We start from the raw sequence: 17,348 nt of genomic DNA, 5'->3' as shown, positions 1-17,348 counted from the left end.
GGATAAAAATCTAATATATTAAACAAGGGCATACCTGCATAATCAACAGGTCTTTTGAAAACCTATGGTCTACCGGTATGCCTTATTCTATGTAAATATTCTTTTATTACAAAATTCTCTTAATTCTATTTGATATCCTTGTTTTGTAGCATTTGAGCCCTAACCTTCATTGGAAGACCAAAGAGGTTGATAAATCCTTCTGCATCCTTCTGATTGTAAACCTCGTCTTTGCTGAAGGTAGCAATTGCTTCATTATACAGGGAGTATTCAGACTTGGCACCCGCAGGCATGCAGTTACCTTTGTAAAGCTTCAGTCTTACAGTTCCTGTAACAGTTTCCTGAGTCTTATCAACAAAAGCTGACAAGGATTCACGAAGAGGGGTGTACCACTGTCCGAAATACACAAGTTCTGCAAATCTTTGTGCAATTATATCCTTGTAATGGAGTGTATCTCTATCAAGGCAAAGTAGTTCAAGCTCTCTGTGAGCGGCATATAAAACTGTTCCCGCAGGAGTTTCATATACACCTCTTGACTTCATACCCACAAGTCTGTTCTCAACCATGTCAACAATACCTACACCATTTTCGCCTGCAAGCTTGTTGAGAACATCCATCATTTCAATCGGGCTGTATTCAACGCCGTTGACCTTTTTAGGAATACCTTTTTCAAAATAAATTTCAACATATGTAGGTACGTCCGGAGCCTTTTCAGGAGAAACCATCAGTTTTAATAGTTTATCATACTGAGGTTCATTCCAGGGATCCTCCAAATCAGAGCCTTCATGACTCAGATGCCAAAGGTTCCTGTCCATGCTGTAGTTATCTTTTTTGGTTACGGGTATAGGAATATTTCTTGCTTCAGCATAATCTATAGCATCTTCTCTTGACTTAATATCCCAAATTCTCCAAGGTGCAATTATCTTAAGGTGTGGAGCCAAAGCCTTTACTGTAAGCTCGAATCTTACCTGGTCATTACCCTTACCGGTAGCTCCGTGGCAGATAGCCGTACAGCCTTCCTTAATAGCTATTTCAACCATTCTCTTTGCTATAATAGGTCTTGCAAAAGATGTTCCCAGAAGATACTTGCCTTCGTAAATTGCACCTGCTTTCAAGGTAGGATATATAAAATCGGTTATGAATTCTTCCTGTAAATCCTCTATGTAAAGTTTTGATGCACCGGTTTTGATTGCTTTCTCATTTAAAGGTTCAAGCTCTTCGCCCTGTCCTACATCTCCGGCCATGGCAATAACTTCATAACCGTAGTTCTCTTTAAGCCATGGAATAATTATTGAGGTGTCAAGTCCACCTGAATATGCTAATAAAACTTTTTCCTTACTCATTTCAACCACCCTTTCCGCTGATTCTCCAGCAATAAAAACGAATATTAATGCAGATTTATTTCTCTTAAACAATATATTAAAAGTATGCTAAAATATATATGATTTGAATTAGTCAGCAAAAAGAAATGTCCCAAGGAACTGCTTTCTTCGCTGACCTGTAGCTTGGGTTTATTATACAACAAATTGTATAAATATGCAATACTCATCTATAATTATACAAAAATTTAATTTAACAATATTAGTTTTGCGGAGGATACTTACAGTGATAATAATGGGGATTGACCCTGGATTTGCAATTACAGGCTATGGTGTTGTAAAATATGAAGGGAACAAATTTTCGGTTTTGGATTACAGTGCAATTACTACAGGAGCATCCATGAAATTTTCAGACAGGCTCCTGGTACTGTACAATGAACTTGAAAAATTGATAGATAAGTACAAGCCTGATGCAATATCCATAGAAGAATTGTTTTTCAATAAAAATATCAAGACTGCACTTACGGTTGGACATGGCAGAGGGGTAGCTGTACTTGCCGCTGCCAAATCCGGAATAGATATATTTGAATATACGCCTCTGCAGGTTAAGCAATCGGTTGTTGGCTACGGCAGGGCGGAAAAGGCACAGATACAGCAGATGGTAAAGGCTATATTGAATCTTCCGGCAATTCCAAAGCCTGACGATGTAGCGGATGCTCTGGCTGTGGCTATATGCCACGGAAATTCTCATAGAATGGGGTCATTGTTGGGAAACGGCAGGTTTTAGAATTTATTATTATTTGGAGAATAAAAAATGTTTGCATACATAAAAGGAACGGTGGAAGTAAAAAACAACGACAGTATTATAGTAGAAGCGGGAGGAATTGGATACAGAATATTTACTGCACTTTCTACAATAAATAATCTGGGACAGCCCGGTACACCAGTAAAGATTTATACTCATTATTATGTCAGGGAAGATATTGCAGCCCTATACGGCTTCGGTACAGTGGAAGAGCTGGCTATGTTTGAGATGCTTCTGGCGGTTTCAGGGGTTGGGCCAAAGGCTGCAATATCCCTGATTTCAACCCTGTCGCCATCAAGGTTTGCATTGGCTGTTGTCTCGCAAGATACAAAGTCACTGACAAAAGCCCCAGGTATAGGAATGAAAATGGCTCAGCGAATTATCCTTGAGCTAAAGGACAAAATATCAAAGGAACAGCTTACAGCTTCTATTCCGGCTGCTGGCCCAGAAAACAGCTGGGCTCCCGGCGATTCTGTCCTGTCGGAGGCTGTTAGTGCTTTGATGGTTCTGGGCTACGGCTCTGTAGAAGCATCAAGCATTATAAGCGGTATTTATGAAGAAGGAATGAGTGTAGAAGATTTAATAAAGAAGTCACTCAAATCCCTTTCCAGATAGCCTTCCTTATTTAAGGAACGAGGAGAGGATAAGAGAAGAAGTTTCAATTATTTTTGGCAGCCGTAGCTAACGGCTCATGGAGGCTAATATGACGGATTTAACTGATGAGAGGCTTGTTGAGGCCGGTACCCGTTCTGATGATTTTGATGAGGTGAGTTTAAGGCCCAAAAGGTTTGACGAGTACATAGGTCAGTCCAAGGCCAAGGATAACCTGACAGTATTTATAGAGGCAGCAAAAAGAAGGAAAGAGGCGCTGGATCATGTTTTGCTTTATGGCCCTCCGGGACTTGGCAAGACAACTCTTGCAAGCATAATTTCATCGGAGATGGGCGTAAACCTCAGAATTACATCCGGGCCGGCAATAGAAAAAGCAGGTGACCTGGCTGCTATACTTACAAACCTTGGTACTCACGATGTATTGTTTATAGATGAAATACACAGGCTCAACAGAAGCGTGGAAGAAATCCTTTATCCTGCCATGGAGGACTATGCTCTGGATATTATAATTGGCAAGGGGCCAAGCGCCAGGTCAATAAGGCTGGATCTTCCCAAGTTTACCTTAATAGGTGCAACTACAAGAGCGGGTCTTTTGACTGCACCTCTAAGGGACAGGTTTGGTGTAATAAATAAATTGGAAATGTATACTTCCGAAGAACTAAAGGAAATTGTTATACGTTCAGCAGGGATTCTTAATATCGGACTTGACCAAGAGGGCGCTTATGAGATTGCCAGAAGATCAAGAGGAACCCCCAGAATTGCAAACAGACTGTTAAAAAGAGTACGTGATTTTGCGCAGGTAAAGGGAAGCGGTGTTATAGATCTCAAACTGGCAAAACATGCCCTTGATGCTCTTGAGGTTGATGAGATAGGGTTGGACGGTGTTGACAGAAACATGCTGCTGAGCATAATTAACAAGTTCGGTGGCGGGCCGGTAGGACTGGATACACTGGCAGCCTCAATAGGAGAAGAATCGGGTACTATTGAGGATGTCTACGAACCATATCTTATACAATTAGGATTTATAAATAAAACTCCAAGGGGAAGAATGGCAACAAAAAATGCTTACGCACATTTCGGATTGGAGTATGACGGTTAAGCAAGGCTGGAGTATATAATATAGAAAGAGTGATAACATAATGAAAGTACTATTGCACATGTGCTGTGGGCCATGTTCCACGTATCCTGTACAGGAACTCATGAAGGAGGGTATTGATATACAGGGGTATTTTTACAACCCCAATATACATCCTATTGAAGAACATACAAGACGCAGGGAAAATGTTGAAAAGTTCAGCAAAATTAAAAACATTACAGTATTATATGATGATGACTTCAGACAGACTGAATGGGAAGGCATGAAGGATATGGGTGATGCCCGGTGTCTTCACTGCTACAGTGTAAGACTGGAAAATTCGGCAAAAATCGCTGTCCAGAAGGGCTGTGATGCATTTTCAACAACACTGCTTGTGAGTCCGTACCAGAAACATGATTTAATAAAAGAACTTGGGGAGAAATATGCAACTCAATACGGAACTACATTTTTATACAGGGATTTCAGACCCGGGTTCAGACAGGGACAACAGATGGCAAGGGAGATGGAACTGTATCGTCAAAAATACTGCGGATGTATTCTATCCCTTCCTATTTAATAATCCCAGGGTAATTTAACCCATTATTCTGCCATAATTTTTACATTAAGGTTACATTTGTTTTAAAATGTCTTATTTTTTACCCTTTATTGTCAAAACAAAGATATAATAGTAGTAAACAAAATAATGGTAAACTATGAGGTGACAGAAGACAAATGAAGAAAAAAACGAATTTAAAAAAAATGCTGGCATGTATTTTGGGATGTTTTTTGGTATTAATACCTCAGTTTTCTGTGTTTGCAGCACAGTCGCTGACTATGAATTATGACGGAAAGAATGAAAAATATTCCGGCACCATTTATAAAATTACAATAGATGGTAAGGAATTAAAAACCGACTTTCCCGGAATTGTTTTTAATAAAACAACCATGCTGCCGGTTAGAGCAGTGTTTGAAAAGCTGGGTGGCAAGGTTGTATGGAACAGTAAAACACAGCTTATGGATGTTTCATATAATGGATTAAAGCTCCAATTCAAAAATAATGACGTAAATTCTAAGATAGACGGAAAAATCTATAAGCTTTCAACTCAAGCGAAAAAAATTAATGACAGGCTTATAATTCCTGTTGACTTTATAAAAAATATAAAAAGTCTTTCAGCGGCGGTAGACAGTAAGGGCAAATCTATAAATATAAAAACGGTAAAAGCCGCTCCTCCTAAAAATGAAAATCAGAACGTTAAACCTGAAAAGCCAAGTGAACCGATAAAGGATAAGCCGGCTGACGAACCCGAAAAAGTACCTGTAAAGCAAGTGTTAAATTCCTACCTTACATATGTAAGTAATCAAGACAGGGTATACTTTGCTTTTAAAGGAATTGCGTTAACAAGTACCGGCTCAACTATTAAAAAGTATTTTACCGAAAATTATGATAAGGAAAGCGGAAAATACACTATTACGATACCTGCAGCAGCAAAATTAAAACTTGCAGAAAATACATATAAAATCGATGACGATTATGTTGATTCCATAGCCATTTCACAGGATAAGGAAACATTAGATACCAATTTTGATTTTAATGTAAAAAAGGAGTTTACATTTTATACTTCATATAATGAAGATTTAAAACAAACGGAAGTAAATCTTCTCACACCTGCCAAAGAAGGGGAAAGACTGGTTGTTATTGATGCGGGGCATGGCGGTGTTGACCCGGGTGCTTCAGGAGGTACTACCCGCGAGAAGGATGTAAATCTGGCAATTGCTTTAAAACTTGAAAAATTATTGAAGGCTAAAAATGTTAATACCTTTATGCTCAGACAAGATGATACATTCGTAGGTCTCTACGACAGACCTTATATAGCAAATGCTTTAAATGCAACACTGTTTTTGAGTATACATAATAATTCATTCGATAAAAGTACCGCAAAAGGGACAGAAACCTTGTATTACCCGGAAAAGGCCGGAGATAAATCTTTTACAGGCCAAAAATTTGCTCAATTAATCCAGAATTCACTTATGAGCAGGTTAGATACATATAATAGAAAAACTGTCTCAAGACCCGGTTTAGTTGTTCTAAAATATACACATATGCCTTCAAGTCTGGCAGAAATCGGCTTCCTGACCAATCCGGGTGACTTGCAAAGGCTTAACAATCAGGATTTTCAGCAAAAGACTGCTGAGGCATTATGTGATGCCATAGTTAAGGGGCTGGACCAAATAAATAAAGAGCAAGAAAATAAAAAAGAAGAGAATAAAGAACAAGAAAATAAAGAACAAGAAAATAAAGAACAAGAAAATAAAGAACAAGAAAATAAAGTAGAACAAAATAAGGAAAAATAAACTATAAGATTACCAACACTTACGGGAAATAATAATTTTTGTATATATAGTCTATAATTACCATATGTTTCAAATTACTCTAAGGAGGACTATATATGAAAAGAATTATTAGTATTGTGTTGGTAATTATGCTTTTATCGACAGGATGCTCTTTTATTGGTCACAAAGAAGAACAGGAGCCCAGTATTCAGGCGGCAAATCAAACACTTAATTCCTCTGCAACAAATACGGCTCAGAATTCAAAAGCAGCGGCTTCCGCCACAGCGAGCAGTTCAAAGGGACTGGCTATGCCTTCTGATACGGCAGCAGCTCCTACAACAACAAGTTCCATGGTAAGCGGAAATTATTCCGGCAGCCAGATAAACGGTCTTGTTATAGATAACGGGGCAGGTAAAGGTATGGTTCCTGCTTCCGATAAAACCAATCTTCTTATAACTTTATACTACAAAAACAAAAAAGGATTACTTGTACCTGTTACCAGGACAGTAAAAAAACAGGAAGGTCTTGCAAAAGCATCAGTCCTCGGGTTAGTAGATGAAGCTGTAACAAAAGAACAGCTGGACTACTACGGACTTTATCCCGTACTGCCCAGAGGCACAAAGATAAAAGGCATAAATATTAAAAACAAGGTTGCTGTAATTGACTTTTCCAAGGAGTTTTTAAATTTATCCGGTAAGCAGGAAGAGCAAGAGGCAGTAGCTTCGGTTGTCTATACACTGACTGGTTTCTCTACAGTATCAGACGTAAGAATAAGGGTTGAAGGAAGGGAAATAACAACTCTTGAAAATGGAACCGACTTATCAATTCTCCGAAATAGAAGCAACACATTAATTAATTCCAGTGATACTCAAATTAAGGCTGGTTGTGTAAAATGTGACTTATACTACATTTCAGATGACAGCAATAATCACAATTATCTTGTCCCTGTATCTGTACAGATACCTCAGACAGACCCTAACGGCATACCAGAACTAATCTTTAATGAATTGGGTAAAAAGCCCAATGATACAACATACTTTACATCCATTCCGGAAGGTACAAAGCTCATATCTTTCGACCAACAGGGGAGTACTGCTGTTCTGGACTTTTCAAGCCAGATTACAAATTACGGCGGTTCAGAAAAAGAGGATAGTCTTCTAAACCAAATATATTATACAATCAGCCAGATGAAAGGAATACAAAAAATAAAGCTGCTTATAAACGGTAAGGAAAAGCCTCTGCCTGAAGGGACTGAAGTGGCTTCAGCCAAAAGTGTTCCTGTGACTTTTAACAAGGTAATAGATAACTAAATTTATGTAAAGTATACAAAACATATAACATTAATGTTAATTATTTATCTAAATATACGGATGATTTTTTAGGATATTTGGGTTATTATTATTTTGTTTTAAGATATGGAGGGAATATGTTGAGGCATGACGGAAGAAGCAATACACAATTGAGGCCGGTAAGGATTCTGAGAAATTACATTAAACATGCGGAAGGGTCAGTTCTCATAGAAGTTGGGGATACAAAAGTAATATGCACGGCTTCTGTTGAGGAGAGGATTCCTCCTTTCAAAAAGGATTCAGGAGAAGGTTGGATAACTGCTGAATATTCTATGCTTCCCAGAGCTACAGCTGTAAGGAATCAAAGAGATATTTCAAAATTAAAGCTTAATGGAAGAAGTTCTGAAATCCAGCGACTTATAGGAAGGTCACTGAGAACTATAGTTGACCTGAAACTCTTGGGTGAGAGAACCATAACCATTGACTGTGATGTAATTCAGGCTGACGGAGGAACCAGAACAGCTTCTATTACAGGAGGATATGTGGCATTGGTAGATGCGTGCAGGACACTGGTTAAAAACGGCTTAATTTCAAAAACGCCAATAATAGGAACTGTGGCTGCAACAAGTGTAGGAATTGTTAATGGTGAGGAACTTTTAGACCTCTGTTATATCGAGGACAGTAATGCAGAGGTTGACATGAACGTCATAATGACGGATAAAGGTGAATTCATTGAAATACAGGCTACCGGTGAAAAGTCAAGCTTTAGTAAGAATCAGCTGGATAAACTTTTTAATTTGGCTGAATCCGGAATACATGAGCTGATAAAGGTTCAGAATGAGGTCTTATGGAAAGATTAATTGTTGCTACAAAAAATAAGGGAAAAATAGTTGAAATCAAGCAGGTATTATCAGGACTGCCACTTGATGTTATATCAATGAATGAAGCAGATATTGATATTGATGTAGTTGAGGATGGCGCAACTTTTGAAGAAAACTCTCTGAAAAAGGCCCTTGAAATAAGTAAAGTGTCAAAAAGCATGGTGATGGCGGATGATTCAGGATTGGAAGTTGATTTTCTTGACGGAGCTCCGGGAATTTACTCGGCCAGATTCGCTGGGCCTGAAGCAAGTGATGCCGATAAAAATAAAAAGTTATTGGAATTGTTAAAGGACGTACCTTTTGAAAAGAGAACCGCAAGGTTTGTATGTGCAATAGCGGTAGTATTTCCAGATGGCAGGCACTTTGTAGTTAGGGGAACCTGTGAGGGATTTATAGATTTCGAATGTAAAGGCAGTAATGGCTTTGGTTACGACCCCCTTTTCTTTGTACAGCAATTTAATAAGACTATGGCTGAAATAGATGCGGAATTGAAAAATAAAATAAGCCATCGCGCTAAGGCGCTGGCATTAATGCAGGAAAAATTACAGAAATATTTATAATAATCGTTGTAGCAGGTTTTGCTGTATGGGGGAATGTTGGTAATGAAAGTACTTGTTATGAGTGATACTCACGGGTATCTTACTAATGCAATGCGGGCAATAGAAAAAAATCCGGATGTTGAAATGATAATTCATCTGGGTGACTATTGCAGGGATGTAGCGGATCTTGAACAGCTATATCCGGACAAAAAGTTTGAGTATGTTTACGGAAACAGTGATTTTGGAGTTGGAACGGTTGAGGCGGAAAAGACTTTGGAAATCGAGGGCAGGAGAATATTTTTGACTCATGGTCACAAATATTCGGTAAAGTGGGATCTTGACCGTATAATTGCGAAGGCAGAAGTAGAAAATGCACATATTGCGCTTTATGGTCATACGCATGTAGCGCTGATTGACCAAGTCTGTGACCGCATGGTTTTAAATCCGGGAAGTATAAGTGAATCCAGAAGTAATTTATCGGAGTCCTATGCAATTTTGGATATAACACCTGAAAAAGTTGACGCTGAATTCTTTTATATTTAGCGAAAAGTGAACATAAAAAACATTCAAAAAATTAATAATAAAATGTTGACAAAAGATAATGTACCTTGTATAATAGTAAAAGTCAGCTGGGGGACACGTCCTAAACGCTGGAAAAACAAGGTTTTGCGGGTGTAGTTCAATGGTAGAACATCAGCCTTCCAAGCTGATTGCGTGGGTTCGATTCCCATCACCCGCTCCATTATGTGCCCATAGCTCAGCTGGATAGAGCAACGGCCTTCTAAGCCGTAGGTCTTGGGTTCGAATCCCCATGGGCACGCCAAAAAAGCATCTACATATGTAGATGCTTTTTTACTTTGAATAATTCAAATTGTCATAAATGTCAGAATGTCGTATTGTAAAGTTCGTATTATTATTGTGATTTATAATGTCAAGAAGTCTCCTGATTTCTTTTACCTCATAATTTTTCATATGAGGTGAAGCCAGTATCTCTAGAATGATTTTAGAGGGATCAACTTTAACTTTAACCCCTTCGGAGGGGAGATTTTCCAGTCCAAAATGAAATCTTTGACTGACTTTGTCGGCAAGGATGGTTTCGTTAGGGCAAGAGGAGACAGAGGTTGATTCTTTTCTTTCCTTATAAAGAATAATTCTGAATTCATTTTCGTAAATAAATTCTTTTCTTTTATTTTTAAAAGGAAGAAGCTCGTTGTAAATGTAGTCTGTATCGTTTTCCTTATCAAAGTCAATATAGTTTACTTGAGACATTATCATATTGTAACCCTCGGGAATAACCAATGAATTTGCAAGCCTTTCTGTCGTTGTATTGACCGCAATTCCAAAGCCTGCTTTTGAGTATAATTCCCACATTGCCGCAGATTCGGTGTCGTTGATGTGCCAGCAGCTTATTGCAGTCCTTTTTTCTTTTTTCATTGTAAAATTTTTTGGAATTCAAGTATTATATCGGTTTTATTCTTGGCAGTGCCGTAATCTCTGAAATTTTCTATCATACTTTGGAAAGTCTGCTTTGGGATTGCACCTTCATATTTGTCATTGAAAGTATCAGCGCGGGCAAAATATAATTCACCGTTAATCAATGTCAGAAATTTTATCAAGTCGTAGTATCTCCACAGTTTTTGATCTTTCACTTTACCCTCCAAAAAGCATTGTATATTCATATCATCCCAATAAGGGGCATTATAGATGCATGTAAAATAAAAGGCACAAATTGTAAATTGAGTACCAATTATCAATTTACAATTTGCACCTGTTTTTAATCTAATCAATGAAGTAGAGCGTTTTTGTTAAAATTAAAGGTAGAATGTAACAAATTTAATCGTAAAGAAATCACAAACTACAATGTCATCAGTTTCGGCCTGCCTCAAAACAAGATAGTTGGCACCGACGGCCAGAAGTCTTCCGAATTTATCTACAAGAGTTCCGGTTCCGATAAGAAATTCTACCCTTACAGTTTTACCTATCTGTGTTCTTAGAAATCCGTTCATAAACTCAGTACTTTGAGTTGTCATCGGCTGGGGCTCGGTTGTGGGAGTTATCGGCGCCAGAGGATTCAACGACTGATTCATATTCTGGGGCTGTGACATTGACTGATTTTGTGGATTCATAAACGGTATAGTCTGACCAACCGTTGAAGAGCCCATGGGGAAGGCTGTAGAGCCGAAAGGGCCGCCTGTAGGTATTCCGGTAGGAAAACTTTCCGGATTTATCATATTGTTATTTTGACGGTCGTCAAAATAACAATCCGGTATGTTGTAGTATGGAGTATGTGAGCTTTTCATAATCTACTTCCTTTCTTTAAGATACATTAATTTAGGTACTTGCATACTTTTGAGTGGGGATATAATAACAGTGCTGATTTACCCTGGTCAAATATGTTCCGTTTTCACCGGGAGGAAAAAAGGAAACACATGAAGGTTTAAACGGATTGAAATACCATAATGAGTTTGCTATAGCACCAAGAGTGTTGCCTGTCATAGCCCAATCGGCTATGTCAAAATGTATTTGTAAGGGAGTCATATTAAATATGTTTTGTGGGTTATATTGACCATTTACGACTTCCATTACACAAGTAAATTGTCTTGGCTGGAATATTGCAGCTCTGATATCACCATGAACTAGTCTGAAAAACTCGCCATACGGAACAGTTACTCGGTTCATAACAACAGAGGCAACCCCTCTCATACCGTTGTCCCCTTCACCTTCGGCCTCACATCTTATTAATCTTGCAAGTAGTTCTCGGTCTGTTAATGGCATATTAAATCACCTTAAAAAATAATTTTTCTATTCACATTAGTAGTATATTAAGATGACGTGCTTGATGTTACATAATATTTAGATATAATTTATTTAGAGTCCCGATACTATATTGAACTGTAGTAAGATTTAAAGAAAGGGAATAGATTATGTAAATTGAATAAGTTAAGTCATTCTAAAAAAAGAGAAAACAAAAGCCGGTTTGAACCGGCTTTATTTTAGGCTATTTCTGAAACAAAATGTTCTATAATTCCTCTGGTAAAATGGGAAGCCGCTTCTTCAATAAATCTGGGGAAGTTGATATTTGCATGCTCATCTGCTTTGTCAGAAATAACACGGAATATAATATAATCGACACCATGTTCGTAACAAACCTGTGCCACGGCTGCACCTTCCATTTCAATACACTTTAGATTCTCTATTTCCTGTGTAAGGCTTAAAACCTTGCTGCTGTCCGCAACAAATTGGTCACCGCTTGCCACTGTACCGGTTACAATGTTCGGAGTACAGATGTTAAACTCTTTTAAGATACTTTCATCGACATCTGTATTTAAACAGCTAGATACATAAAACTCCGCAGATTTTTTACCCAGTGACACCATATGAGAAGGAGCAACAAATGTTCCGACTCCCAAAAGAGGTATTTCAAACTTGCTGAATCCCGGTAAGGAACTTGCATCCATGTCATGCTGCACCAGCTTGTCCGCAACAATTATATCGCCTATTTTTAAGTTTTTGTCAGCCCCTCCGGCAACGCCTGTAAAAAGAACAACGTCAACATTAAAGGTTTCTATAAGTGTAGTAACGGTTGAACCTGCTGCAACCTTGCCGCATTTAGAGAATACTAAAACAACATCTTTACCAAATAGTTTGCCGATATAATATTCACGCATGGCAATAGTTTTTGTTTCATTTATTAACATGCTTTCCGCCAATAGCTTTATTTCCTGTTCCATAGCTCCAATTATTCCTATAAGCATAAATAATCCTCCTGCTTTATAAATTTAAAAGGCCTGCAAGCAAAAAATGCCTACAGACCTATTATAATGGAAAAAATATTCAATTAAAACTACCAATTCCATTAATTAACTTTGCAGTACTTCTCCGTTTGTACCTATTGTTACAATACTCCAAGGCAGCATTTTTCCCGAATTAATCAAGGCAGTTTTAACTGCACTTACAATGCCTCCGCAGCAGGGGACTTCCATTCTGAGAACTTTAACACTGTTAATGTTATTGTTTGCAATAATTGCTGTAAGTTTCTCAGAATAATCACCTTCGTCTAACTTTGGACATCCTATAAGAGTAATTCTGTTTTTCATGAAATCTCTGTGAATGTTTGCATATGCGTATGCAGTACAATCGGCTGCAATCAGCAGGTCGCAGTTGTCAAAGTATGGTGCGTTTACCGGAACCAGCTTGATTTGACACGGCCACTGCATAAGCTCTGATACCGCTGGAATTGAAGCTGGATTTGATACGGGTTCCACTGCAGGAGCTTTCTTTATTGCCATTGCTCTTGAACCGGGACATCCTCCATGGATGTGATGATGTACCGAAGGAGCTTGTGCGGCAGCTTTCATTTCTATATTCTTTTTGACAAGTTCTTCATCGTATGCATCTGCTTCACGTTCCTCAATAGTTATTGCATTTGTAGGGCACTCGGGAAGGCAATTTCCAAGCCCGTCACAGTAGCTGTCGGATATAAGCTTTGCCTTACCATTTTCTAAAACCAGCGCACCTTCATGACATGCTGTTACACATAATCCGCACCCATTACATTTTTCTTCATCTATCCTTATAATATTTCTCTTCATAATATAACTCTCCTTAAATATATATTTTATTTGTTTGTTGTTTAAATGATTATGTATTGATTATAAGGTATAATTATATTAAATTCGGTATCTGGGGATACAAAAGGAGGAAACTATGAAATTAAACGAAGGGGAAATTAAAAATATAACAGAAGTTCTTCTCAATTGTGAGCTGTTTGAGAACTTTGACAGTAAACAAATCATATCAATCCTTGAATGCTTCAACCCCCAGCTTTATAGCTATAACAAGGGGGATTATATAGTCATGGCAGGGGGCAGGTATCACGGGATGGGCATACTTGTGGAGGGCAACGGAGTTGTAACAAAGGAAAATGCTGCAGGGAATCGTGTAATGATGAATCTCATCAAACCGGGAAGTATTTTTGGTGAGGTCATTGCATTTTCCGGCACGGAAAAATGGCCTTCAAACGTTCAGGCTCAAACTAATTGCCGGGTAATGTTTATAGAAAATGAAATGATATTAAATCAATGCAGTGATGCTTGTTCTCATCATTCACAGCTTATAAGGAATCTTTTGAAAAGTGTTTCTACAAGGGCAATTATACTTAACAGAAGAGTAGAATATCTTTCAATGAAAGGAATTAACTCCAAAATTGCAGGCTTTTTGCTTGAATACATGGAAAAGGCAGGCAGCAATACTTTCAGACTTCCGGTAAACAGAAACGAAATGGCCGAATTTCTGAATATATCAAGGCCTTCCATGTCAAGAGAGATGGGAATAATGCGGGACATGGGTATTATTGAATTTCAAAAGGAAGCAGTAAAAATAATTGATGCTGAGAAATTAAAAAGCATGATTGAAGAATAATTTTTATATGGAAATTATAGAATTTATAATATTAATATGATATCATTTAGATATCATATTAATATTTAATTAGTTGTTTATTTAGGGAGGTTATTATTTATGAAAGAGATTGATGGAAAAACCGCATCAGGTGGTAAAATACTTCTGGCATCATTTTTTATACTTATTTTGAGTATAGTGATTTTCGGGGTAGGTGTATATAATGGAGCGGATGTGTTAATTGTACTAGGTATTGTAATTTTTGTGGGATACTCATTTATACTTCCCGGATTTTTTACTATTCAGCCTAATCAAGCTATGGTTTTAATTCTTTTTGGAAAGTATACAGGAACTATAAAAAAGGAAGGCTGGCACTGGGCTAATCCTTTCTATTCAAAGAAAAAGATTTCATTAAGGTCAAGAAATATAAACGGTGAAAAAATAAAGGTTAACGATGAAATGGGTAATCCAATTGAAATAGCAGCCGTAATTGTATGGAGAGTTGAAAATACCGCTGAGGCTATATTTGATGTAGATAATTATGTTGACTATGTAAATGTTCAGAGTGAGTCTGCTTTGAGGCATTTGGCAGGAATGTACCCATATGACAATACGGAAGATAATCATACCATTTCTCTGAGAGGAAGTACAGACGAGGTTGCCGAAGCACTTAAAAACGAACTTCAGCAAAGACTGGGAAAAGCAGGAGTAGTAGTTGAAGAAGCAAGGCTGTCTCATTTGGCATATGCACCTGAAATAGCTGCAGCAATGCTTCAGAGACAGCAGGCAGCTGCAATAATTGCTGCAAGACAAAAAATAGTTGAAGGTGCTGTTGGAATGGTTCAGATGGCACTTACCAAACTCAGTGAAAATGAAATAGTGGAGCTTGACGAAGAAAGAAAGGCTGCAATGGTAAGCAACTTGTTGGTGGTTTTATGCGGTGAGAAAAATACTCAGCCGGTTATAAACACCGGAACCTTGCATAACTAAAAAAGGCGATGGTATTATGGCGGAAAAAAAGACACTTTTACTTAGGCTCAGTCCAAAAATGTGGGAAGAAATATCCGAATGGGCGGAAGATGAATTCCGCTCAGTAAATGGTCAAATTGAGTATCTGATTAGTGAAGCACTTCGTAAACGCAAAAAGTCAGTCCCTAAAATTGATTCCGGTAAGGAAGAAACTGATGGTTGATTAAATGTAGAAAAGACACGGCATAACAAAAAATGCCGGGTCTTTTCCTGTTTAAGAATTTCTCTGATAAACTTTTACATTTCTTAATAAATAGTTAAATATTTTATGCTATAATGTAGTTTATATTGCAGCAAAATAACAACAATATATGTTATGAAAGGACGTTTGATTTGGATAAAGGCATGAAAATAGGTATTTGCGGAGGTACATTCGATCCTGTGCATGTTGGACATCTGGCAGTTGCCGAGCTTGTCAGAGAAGAATTTGGACTTGATAGGGTATTATTTATACCGTCAGGAAAACCGCCTCACAAAGACCTTACTTCAGTAACTGACCCTATTCACAGATTGAATATGGTACAGTGTGCAGTCAGCACCAATCCAAACTTTGAAGCGGTTTCTATTGAGGTAGAACGCCGGGGATACACATATACTGTAGATACTCTTAAACAGCTGCATGAACTTTATCCTAAGGGCACGGAGTTTTATTATATAATTGGCGCAGATGTAGTAATGGATCTTCTGAAATGGAAAAGTACAGAGGAAGTATTTACACTAACAAGGTTTATTGCATTAATGCGGCCCGGATTCCAAGATGAAGAATTTAAGACTCGTTTGACTTATTTAAAGAGTGAATATGATGTTAATATTACAGGCTTTGAAGCGCCTCTAATTGAAATTTCATCAACCTTTATAAGAGATAGAATAAAAAACGGAAAATCTGTTAAATATTTTATAACTGAGCCTGTTGAGGGATATATAAAGGAAAATAATTTGTATATTTAAGAGGATAGAAAATGAATTTTAGTGAAATGGATATACTGCTTAAAAAGTCCCTAAAACCGGGGAGGTACATTCATTCTGTTAATACTATGAAAGTCGCTGTAGAATTGGCTGAGCATTATGGTGAGGATCTAGAAAAAGCTAAAGTGGCAGGACTTTTGCATGATTGTGCGAAGAACCTTGAAGACAATGAAACAAAGTGGTATTGTATTGAAAATCACATAGAACTCAGTCCCATTGAGGAAAATCAGTTATTCCTGATGCATGGAGCAGTAGGTGCTGTAGTGGCAAGACAAAAGTACGGTGTAGAAGACTCTGTCGTACTAAATGCTATTAAGTATCATACTACCGGATTTGCGGGAATGTGTACAATGGATAAAATAATATTTCTTGCTGATTACATTGAGCCGGGAAGAACCCACGGTGATGTACAGGAAGCACGGAGTTTGGCATTCGTAGATTTGAATCGTGCTTTGATAAGTGCTTTTAATAGCGTAATAAAATACGTTATTAGCCAAAATGGCTTAATTCATCCATTTACTATTGAGGCTAGAAACTATATATTATTAATGACACAAAAAACCGAGGAAAACTAGTTTTGGAGATAATAAAAAATGAGTAAATTTATTAAATTTGTATTTTATGCAGTAGGAACATTTTTACTACTGTTTTCATCAATTATAGTAGGGGCAAATTTTTATAGAGATTCAGGTGTTTTCGACAAAAAGGTTGTTGAAGTGAAAAAACAACCCGTCAAGCCTGCACCTGCATCAAAGACCCCCGGAAAAATAATAGTGGATAGCAAGCCTGTTGAGGATTCCGCTAAAGACACGGCAGAAACAACAAAGAAGAGTGGAAAGACCACAGTTCAGGTTGTTAACTGTACAGGTAAAAAAGGCCTCGCAGGAGAGGTTAAGACTATGCTTGTGGCACAGGGGTTTGAGGCAAGTGCCGAAACGGGCAATATTCAAAGTACTTCTCAAATAATTGTAAGGAAGAAGGGTATTAAGACAGGGACAATCAGCAACATGTTGAAAATATCCAAAGTTTCAGAAGAAATACAGGCTGAACCAAATTTTGATATTACAATAATACTTGGAAATGATTATAATCCTTAATATAAAAC

The 17,348-nt window shown here is 37.7% G+C and carries 22 protein-coding genes and 2 tRNA genes; 17 read left to right on the top strand and 7 right to left on the bottom strand.

Annotated elements, in window-relative coordinates; genetic code table 11:
- Positions 1 to 125 precede the first annotated feature (125 nt).
- Positions 126 to 1,340: an argininosuccinate synthase gene (locus tag L323_RS37610; RefSeq protein WP_020816838.1), complete on the bottom strand. Its 1,215-nt coding sequence runs from the start codon at positions 1,338 to 1,340 to the stop codon at positions 126 to 128.
- Between the two features lie 262 nt (positions 1,341 to 1,602).
- Between L323_RS37610 and ruvC the strand changes: the two genes are divergently transcribed.
- The 11 genes from ruvC to L323_RS37555 all read left to right on the top strand — a co-directional run bounded on the left by ruvC (position 1,603) and on the right by L323_RS37555 (position 9,671).
- Positions 1,603 to 2,103: a crossover junction endodeoxyribonuclease RuvC gene (ruvC, locus tag L323_RS37605; RefSeq protein ID WP_020816837.1), complete on the top strand. Its 501-nt coding sequence runs from the start codon at positions 1,603 to 1,605 to the stop codon at positions 2,101 to 2,103.
- 27 nt (positions 2,104 to 2,130) lie between these two features.
- Positions 2,131 to 2,736: a Holliday junction branch migration protein RuvA gene (gene ruvA, locus L323_RS37600; protein WP_020816836.1), complete on the top strand. Its 606-nt coding sequence runs from the start codon at positions 2,131 to 2,133 to the stop codon at positions 2,734 to 2,736.
- Positions 2,737 to 2,824: 88 nt separating this feature from the next.
- Positions 2,825 to 3,832 carry a Holliday junction branch migration DNA helicase RuvB gene (gene ruvB, locus L323_RS37595; protein WP_020816835.1) on the top strand — a complete coding sequence of 336 codons (1,008 nt, stop codon included), beginning with the start codon at positions 2,825 to 2,827 and terminating at the stop codon, positions 3,830 to 3,832.
- A 40-nt stretch (positions 3,833 to 3,872) separates the two neighbouring features.
- Entirely contained in the window at positions 3,873 to 4,385 is a 513-nt protein-coding gene (locus tag L323_RS37590) for an epoxyqueuosine reductase QueH (RefSeq protein WP_020816834.1), read from the top strand.
- A gap of 155 nt (positions 4,386 to 4,540) precedes the next feature.
- On the top strand, positions 4,541 to 6,160 hold the full coding sequence (locus tag L323_RS37585) for an N-acetylmuramoyl-L-alanine amidase (RefSeq protein ID WP_020816833.1): 1,620 nt from the start codon (positions 4,541 to 4,543) through the stop codon (positions 6,158 to 6,160).
- 95 nt (positions 6,161 to 6,255) lie between these two features.
- Positions 6,256 to 7,449: a GerMN domain-containing protein gene (locus L323_RS37580; protein ID WP_020816832.1), complete on the top strand. Its 1,194-nt coding sequence runs from the start codon at positions 6,256 to 6,258 to the stop codon at positions 7,447 to 7,449.
- Between the two features lie 116 nt (positions 7,450 to 7,565).
- Positions 7,566 to 8,288 carry a ribonuclease PH gene (gene rph, locus L323_RS37575; protein WP_020816831.1) on the top strand — a complete coding sequence of 241 codons (723 nt, stop codon included), beginning with the start codon at positions 7,566 to 7,568 and terminating at the stop codon, positions 8,286 to 8,288.
- Positions 8,276 to 8,869 carry an XTP/dITP diphosphatase gene (locus tag L323_RS37570; RefSeq protein WP_020816830.1) on the top strand — a complete coding sequence of 198 codons (594 nt, stop codon included), beginning with the start codon at positions 8,276 to 8,278 and terminating at the stop codon, positions 8,867 to 8,869. The genes rph and L323_RS37570 overlap by 13 nt, the downstream gene beginning before the upstream one ends.
- Positions 8,870 to 8,911: 42 nt before the next feature.
- Entirely contained in the window at positions 8,912 to 9,391 is a 480-nt protein-coding gene (locus tag L323_RS37565; protein ID WP_020816829.1) for a metallophosphoesterase, read from the top strand.
- Positions 9,392 to 9,516: 125 nt separating this feature from the next.
- Positions 9,517 to 9,590, top strand: a tRNA-Gly gene (locus L323_RS37560).
- A gap of 4 nt (positions 9,591 to 9,594) precedes the next feature.
- A tRNA-Arg gene (locus tag L323_RS37555) sits at positions 9,595 to 9,671 on the top strand.
- Between the two features lie 29 nt (positions 9,672 to 9,700).
- On the opposite strand, the gene L323_RS37550 is transcribed toward L323_RS37555, so the two are convergent.
- The 6 genes from L323_RS37550 to L323_RS37530 all read right to left on the bottom strand — a co-directional run bounded on the left by L323_RS37550 (position 9,701) and on the right by L323_RS37530 (position 13,440).
- Positions 9,701 to 10,282: a DUF2971 domain-containing protein gene (locus tag L323_RS37550; protein WP_242835328.1), complete on the bottom strand. Its 582-nt coding sequence runs from the start codon at positions 10,280 to 10,282 to the stop codon at positions 9,701 to 9,703.
- The gene (locus tag L323_RS41805; protein WP_242835327.1) at positions 10,279 to 10,497 is read right to left on the bottom strand and encodes a hypothetical protein; all 219 of its coding nucleotides are present in this window, start codon (positions 10,495 to 10,497) and stop codon (positions 10,279 to 10,281) included. The genes L323_RS37550 and L323_RS41805 overlap by 4 nt, the downstream gene beginning before the upstream one ends.
- Positions 10,498 to 10,659: 162 nt before the next feature.
- Complete coding sequence (locus L323_RS37545; RefSeq protein ID WP_020816828.1) at positions 10,660 to 11,148, bottom strand: hypothetical protein; 489 nt, start codon at positions 11,146 to 11,148, stop codon at positions 10,660 to 10,662.
- Between the two features lie 31 nt (positions 11,149 to 11,179).
- On the bottom strand, positions 11,180 to 11,623 hold the full coding sequence (locus L323_RS37540) for a cell wall hydrolase (protein ID WP_020816827.1): 444 nt from the start codon (positions 11,621 to 11,623) through the stop codon (positions 11,180 to 11,182).
- Between the two features lie 218 nt (positions 11,624 to 11,841).
- Complete coding sequence (locus tag L323_RS37535) at positions 11,842 to 12,603, bottom strand: 5'-methylthioadenosine/adenosylhomocysteine nucleosidase (RefSeq protein ID WP_014312677.1); 762 nt, start codon at positions 12,601 to 12,603, stop codon at positions 11,842 to 11,844.
- A 105-nt stretch (positions 12,604 to 12,708) separates the two neighbouring features.
- On the bottom strand, positions 12,709 to 13,440 hold the full coding sequence (locus tag L323_RS37530; protein WP_020816826.1) for an ATP-binding protein: 732 nt from the start codon (positions 13,438 to 13,440) through the stop codon (positions 12,709 to 12,711).
- Positions 13,441 to 13,555: 115 nt separating this feature from the next.
- Between L323_RS37530 and L323_RS37525 the strand changes: the two genes are divergently transcribed.
- The 6 genes from L323_RS37525 to L323_RS37500 all read left to right on the top strand — a co-directional run bounded on the left by L323_RS37525 (position 13,556) and on the right by L323_RS37500 (position 17,340).
- Positions 13,556 to 14,269 (top strand): Crp/Fnr family transcriptional regulator, encoded by a 714-nt coding sequence (locus L323_RS37525; protein ID WP_020816825.1) that lies wholly within the window; start codon positions 13,556 to 13,558, stop codon positions 14,267 to 14,269.
- A gap of 99 nt (positions 14,270 to 14,368) precedes the next feature.
- Positions 14,369 to 15,238 (top strand): SPFH domain-containing protein, encoded by an 870-nt coding sequence (locus L323_RS37520; protein WP_020816824.1) that lies wholly within the window; start codon positions 14,369 to 14,371, stop codon positions 15,236 to 15,238.
- Between the two features lie 16 nt (positions 15,239 to 15,254).
- Positions 15,255 to 15,440, top strand: coding sequence for a ribbon-helix-helix domain-containing protein (locus L323_RS37515; protein WP_020816823.1), 186 nt, complete (start codon positions 15,255 to 15,257; stop codon positions 15,438 to 15,440).
- A 182-nt stretch (positions 15,441 to 15,622) separates the two neighbouring features.
- On the top strand, positions 15,623 to 16,225 hold the full coding sequence (gene nadD, locus L323_RS37510) for a nicotinate-nucleotide adenylyltransferase (protein ID WP_431602539.1): 603 nt from the start codon (positions 15,623 to 15,625) through the stop codon (positions 16,223 to 16,225).
- Positions 16,226 to 16,236: 11 nt separating this feature from the next.
- Positions 16,237 to 16,818, top strand: coding sequence for a bis(5'-nucleosyl)-tetraphosphatase (symmetrical) YqeK (gene yqeK, locus L323_RS37505; RefSeq protein WP_020816821.1), 582 nt, complete (start codon positions 16,237 to 16,239; stop codon positions 16,816 to 16,818).
- A gap of 18 nt (positions 16,819 to 16,836) precedes the next feature.
- Complete coding sequence (locus L323_RS37500) at positions 16,837 to 17,340, top strand: LytR C-terminal domain-containing protein (protein WP_020816820.1); 504 nt, start codon at positions 16,837 to 16,839, stop codon at positions 17,338 to 17,340.
- Positions 17,341 to 17,348 lie beyond the last annotated feature (8 nt).

Source organism: Ruminiclostridium papyrosolvens C7 (assembly GCF_000421965.1).
GTDB classification, from domain to species: domain Bacteria; phylum Bacillota; class Clostridia; order Acetivibrionales; family DSM-1351; genus Ruminiclostridium; species Ruminiclostridium papyrosolvens_A.
The sequence above is the reverse complement of the archived record's forward strand: the minus strand, read 5'-3'. Positions and strand labels throughout refer to the sequence as shown.

Bases quoted from the DNA above. Each gene is read 5' to 3' on its own strand.
- L323_RS37530 (WP_020816826.1), bottom strand. From the start codon at position 13,440: ATGAAGAGAAATATTATAAGGATAGATGAAGAAAAATGTAATGGGTGC.
- L323_RS37515 (WP_020816823.1), top strand. From the start codon at position 15,255: ATGGCGGAAAAAAAGACACTTTTACTTAGGCTCAGTCCAAAAATGTGG.
- L323_RS37585 (WP_020816833.1), top strand. From the start codon at position 4,541: ATGAAGAAAAAAACGAATTTAAAAAAAATGCTGGCATGTATTTTGGGA.
- L323_RS37570 (WP_020816830.1), top strand. From the start codon at position 8,276: ATGGAAAGATTAATTGTTGCTACAAAAAATAAGGGAAAAATAGTTGAA.
- yqeK (WP_020816821.1), top strand. From the start codon at position 16,237: ATGAATTTTAGTGAAATGGATATACTGCTTAAAAAGTCCCTAAAACCG.
- L323_RS37610 (WP_020816838.1), bottom strand. From the start codon at position 1,340: ATGAGTAAGGAAAAAGTTTTATTAGCATATTCAGGTGGACTTGACACC.
- rph (WP_020816831.1), top strand. From the start codon at position 7,566: ATGTTGAGGCATGACGGAAGAAGCAATACACAATTGAGGCCGGTAAGG.
- nadD (WP_431602539.1), top strand. From the start codon at position 15,623: ATGAAAATAGGTATTTGCGGAGGTACATTCGATCCTGTGCATGTTGGA.
- L323_RS37520 (WP_020816824.1), top strand. From the start codon at position 14,369: ATGAAAGAGATTGATGGAAAAACCGCATCAGGTGGTAAAATACTTCTG.
- L323_RS37540 (WP_020816827.1), bottom strand. From the start codon at position 11,623: ATGCCATTAACAGACCGAGAACTACTTGCAAGATTAATAAGATGTGAG.
- ruvA (WP_020816836.1), top strand. From the start codon at position 2,131: ATGTTTGCATACATAAAAGGAACGGTGGAAGTAAAAAACAACGACAGT.
- L323_RS37525 (WP_020816825.1), top strand. From the start codon at position 13,556: ATGAAATTAAACGAAGGGGAAATTAAAAATATAACAGAAGTTCTTCTC.
- L323_RS37590 (WP_020816834.1), top strand. From the start codon at position 3,873: ATGAAAGTACTATTGCACATGTGCTGTGGGCCATGTTCCACGTATCCT.
- ruvB (WP_020816835.1), top strand. From the start codon at position 2,825: ATGACGGATTTAACTGATGAGAGGCTTGTTGAGGCCGGTACCCGTTCT.
- L323_RS37550 (WP_242835328.1), bottom strand. From the start codon at position 10,282: ATGAAAAAAGAAAAAAGGACTGCAATAAGCTGCTGGCACATCAACGAC.
- L323_RS37545 (WP_020816828.1), bottom strand. From the start codon at position 11,148: ATGAAAAGCTCACATACTCCATACTACAACATACCGGATTGTTATTTT.
- L323_RS37565 (WP_020816829.1), top strand. From the start codon at position 8,912: ATGAAAGTACTTGTTATGAGTGATACTCACGGGTATCTTACTAATGCA.
- L323_RS37535 (WP_014312677.1), bottom strand. From the start codon at position 12,603: ATGCTTATAGGAATAATTGGAGCTATGGAACAGGAAATAAAGCTATTG.
- L323_RS37500 (WP_020816820.1), top strand. From the start codon at position 16,837: ATGAGTAAATTTATTAAATTTGTATTTTATGCAGTAGGAACATTTTTA.
- L323_RS37580 (WP_020816832.1), top strand. From the start codon at position 6,256: ATGAAAAGAATTATTAGTATTGTGTTGGTAATTATGCTTTTATCGACA.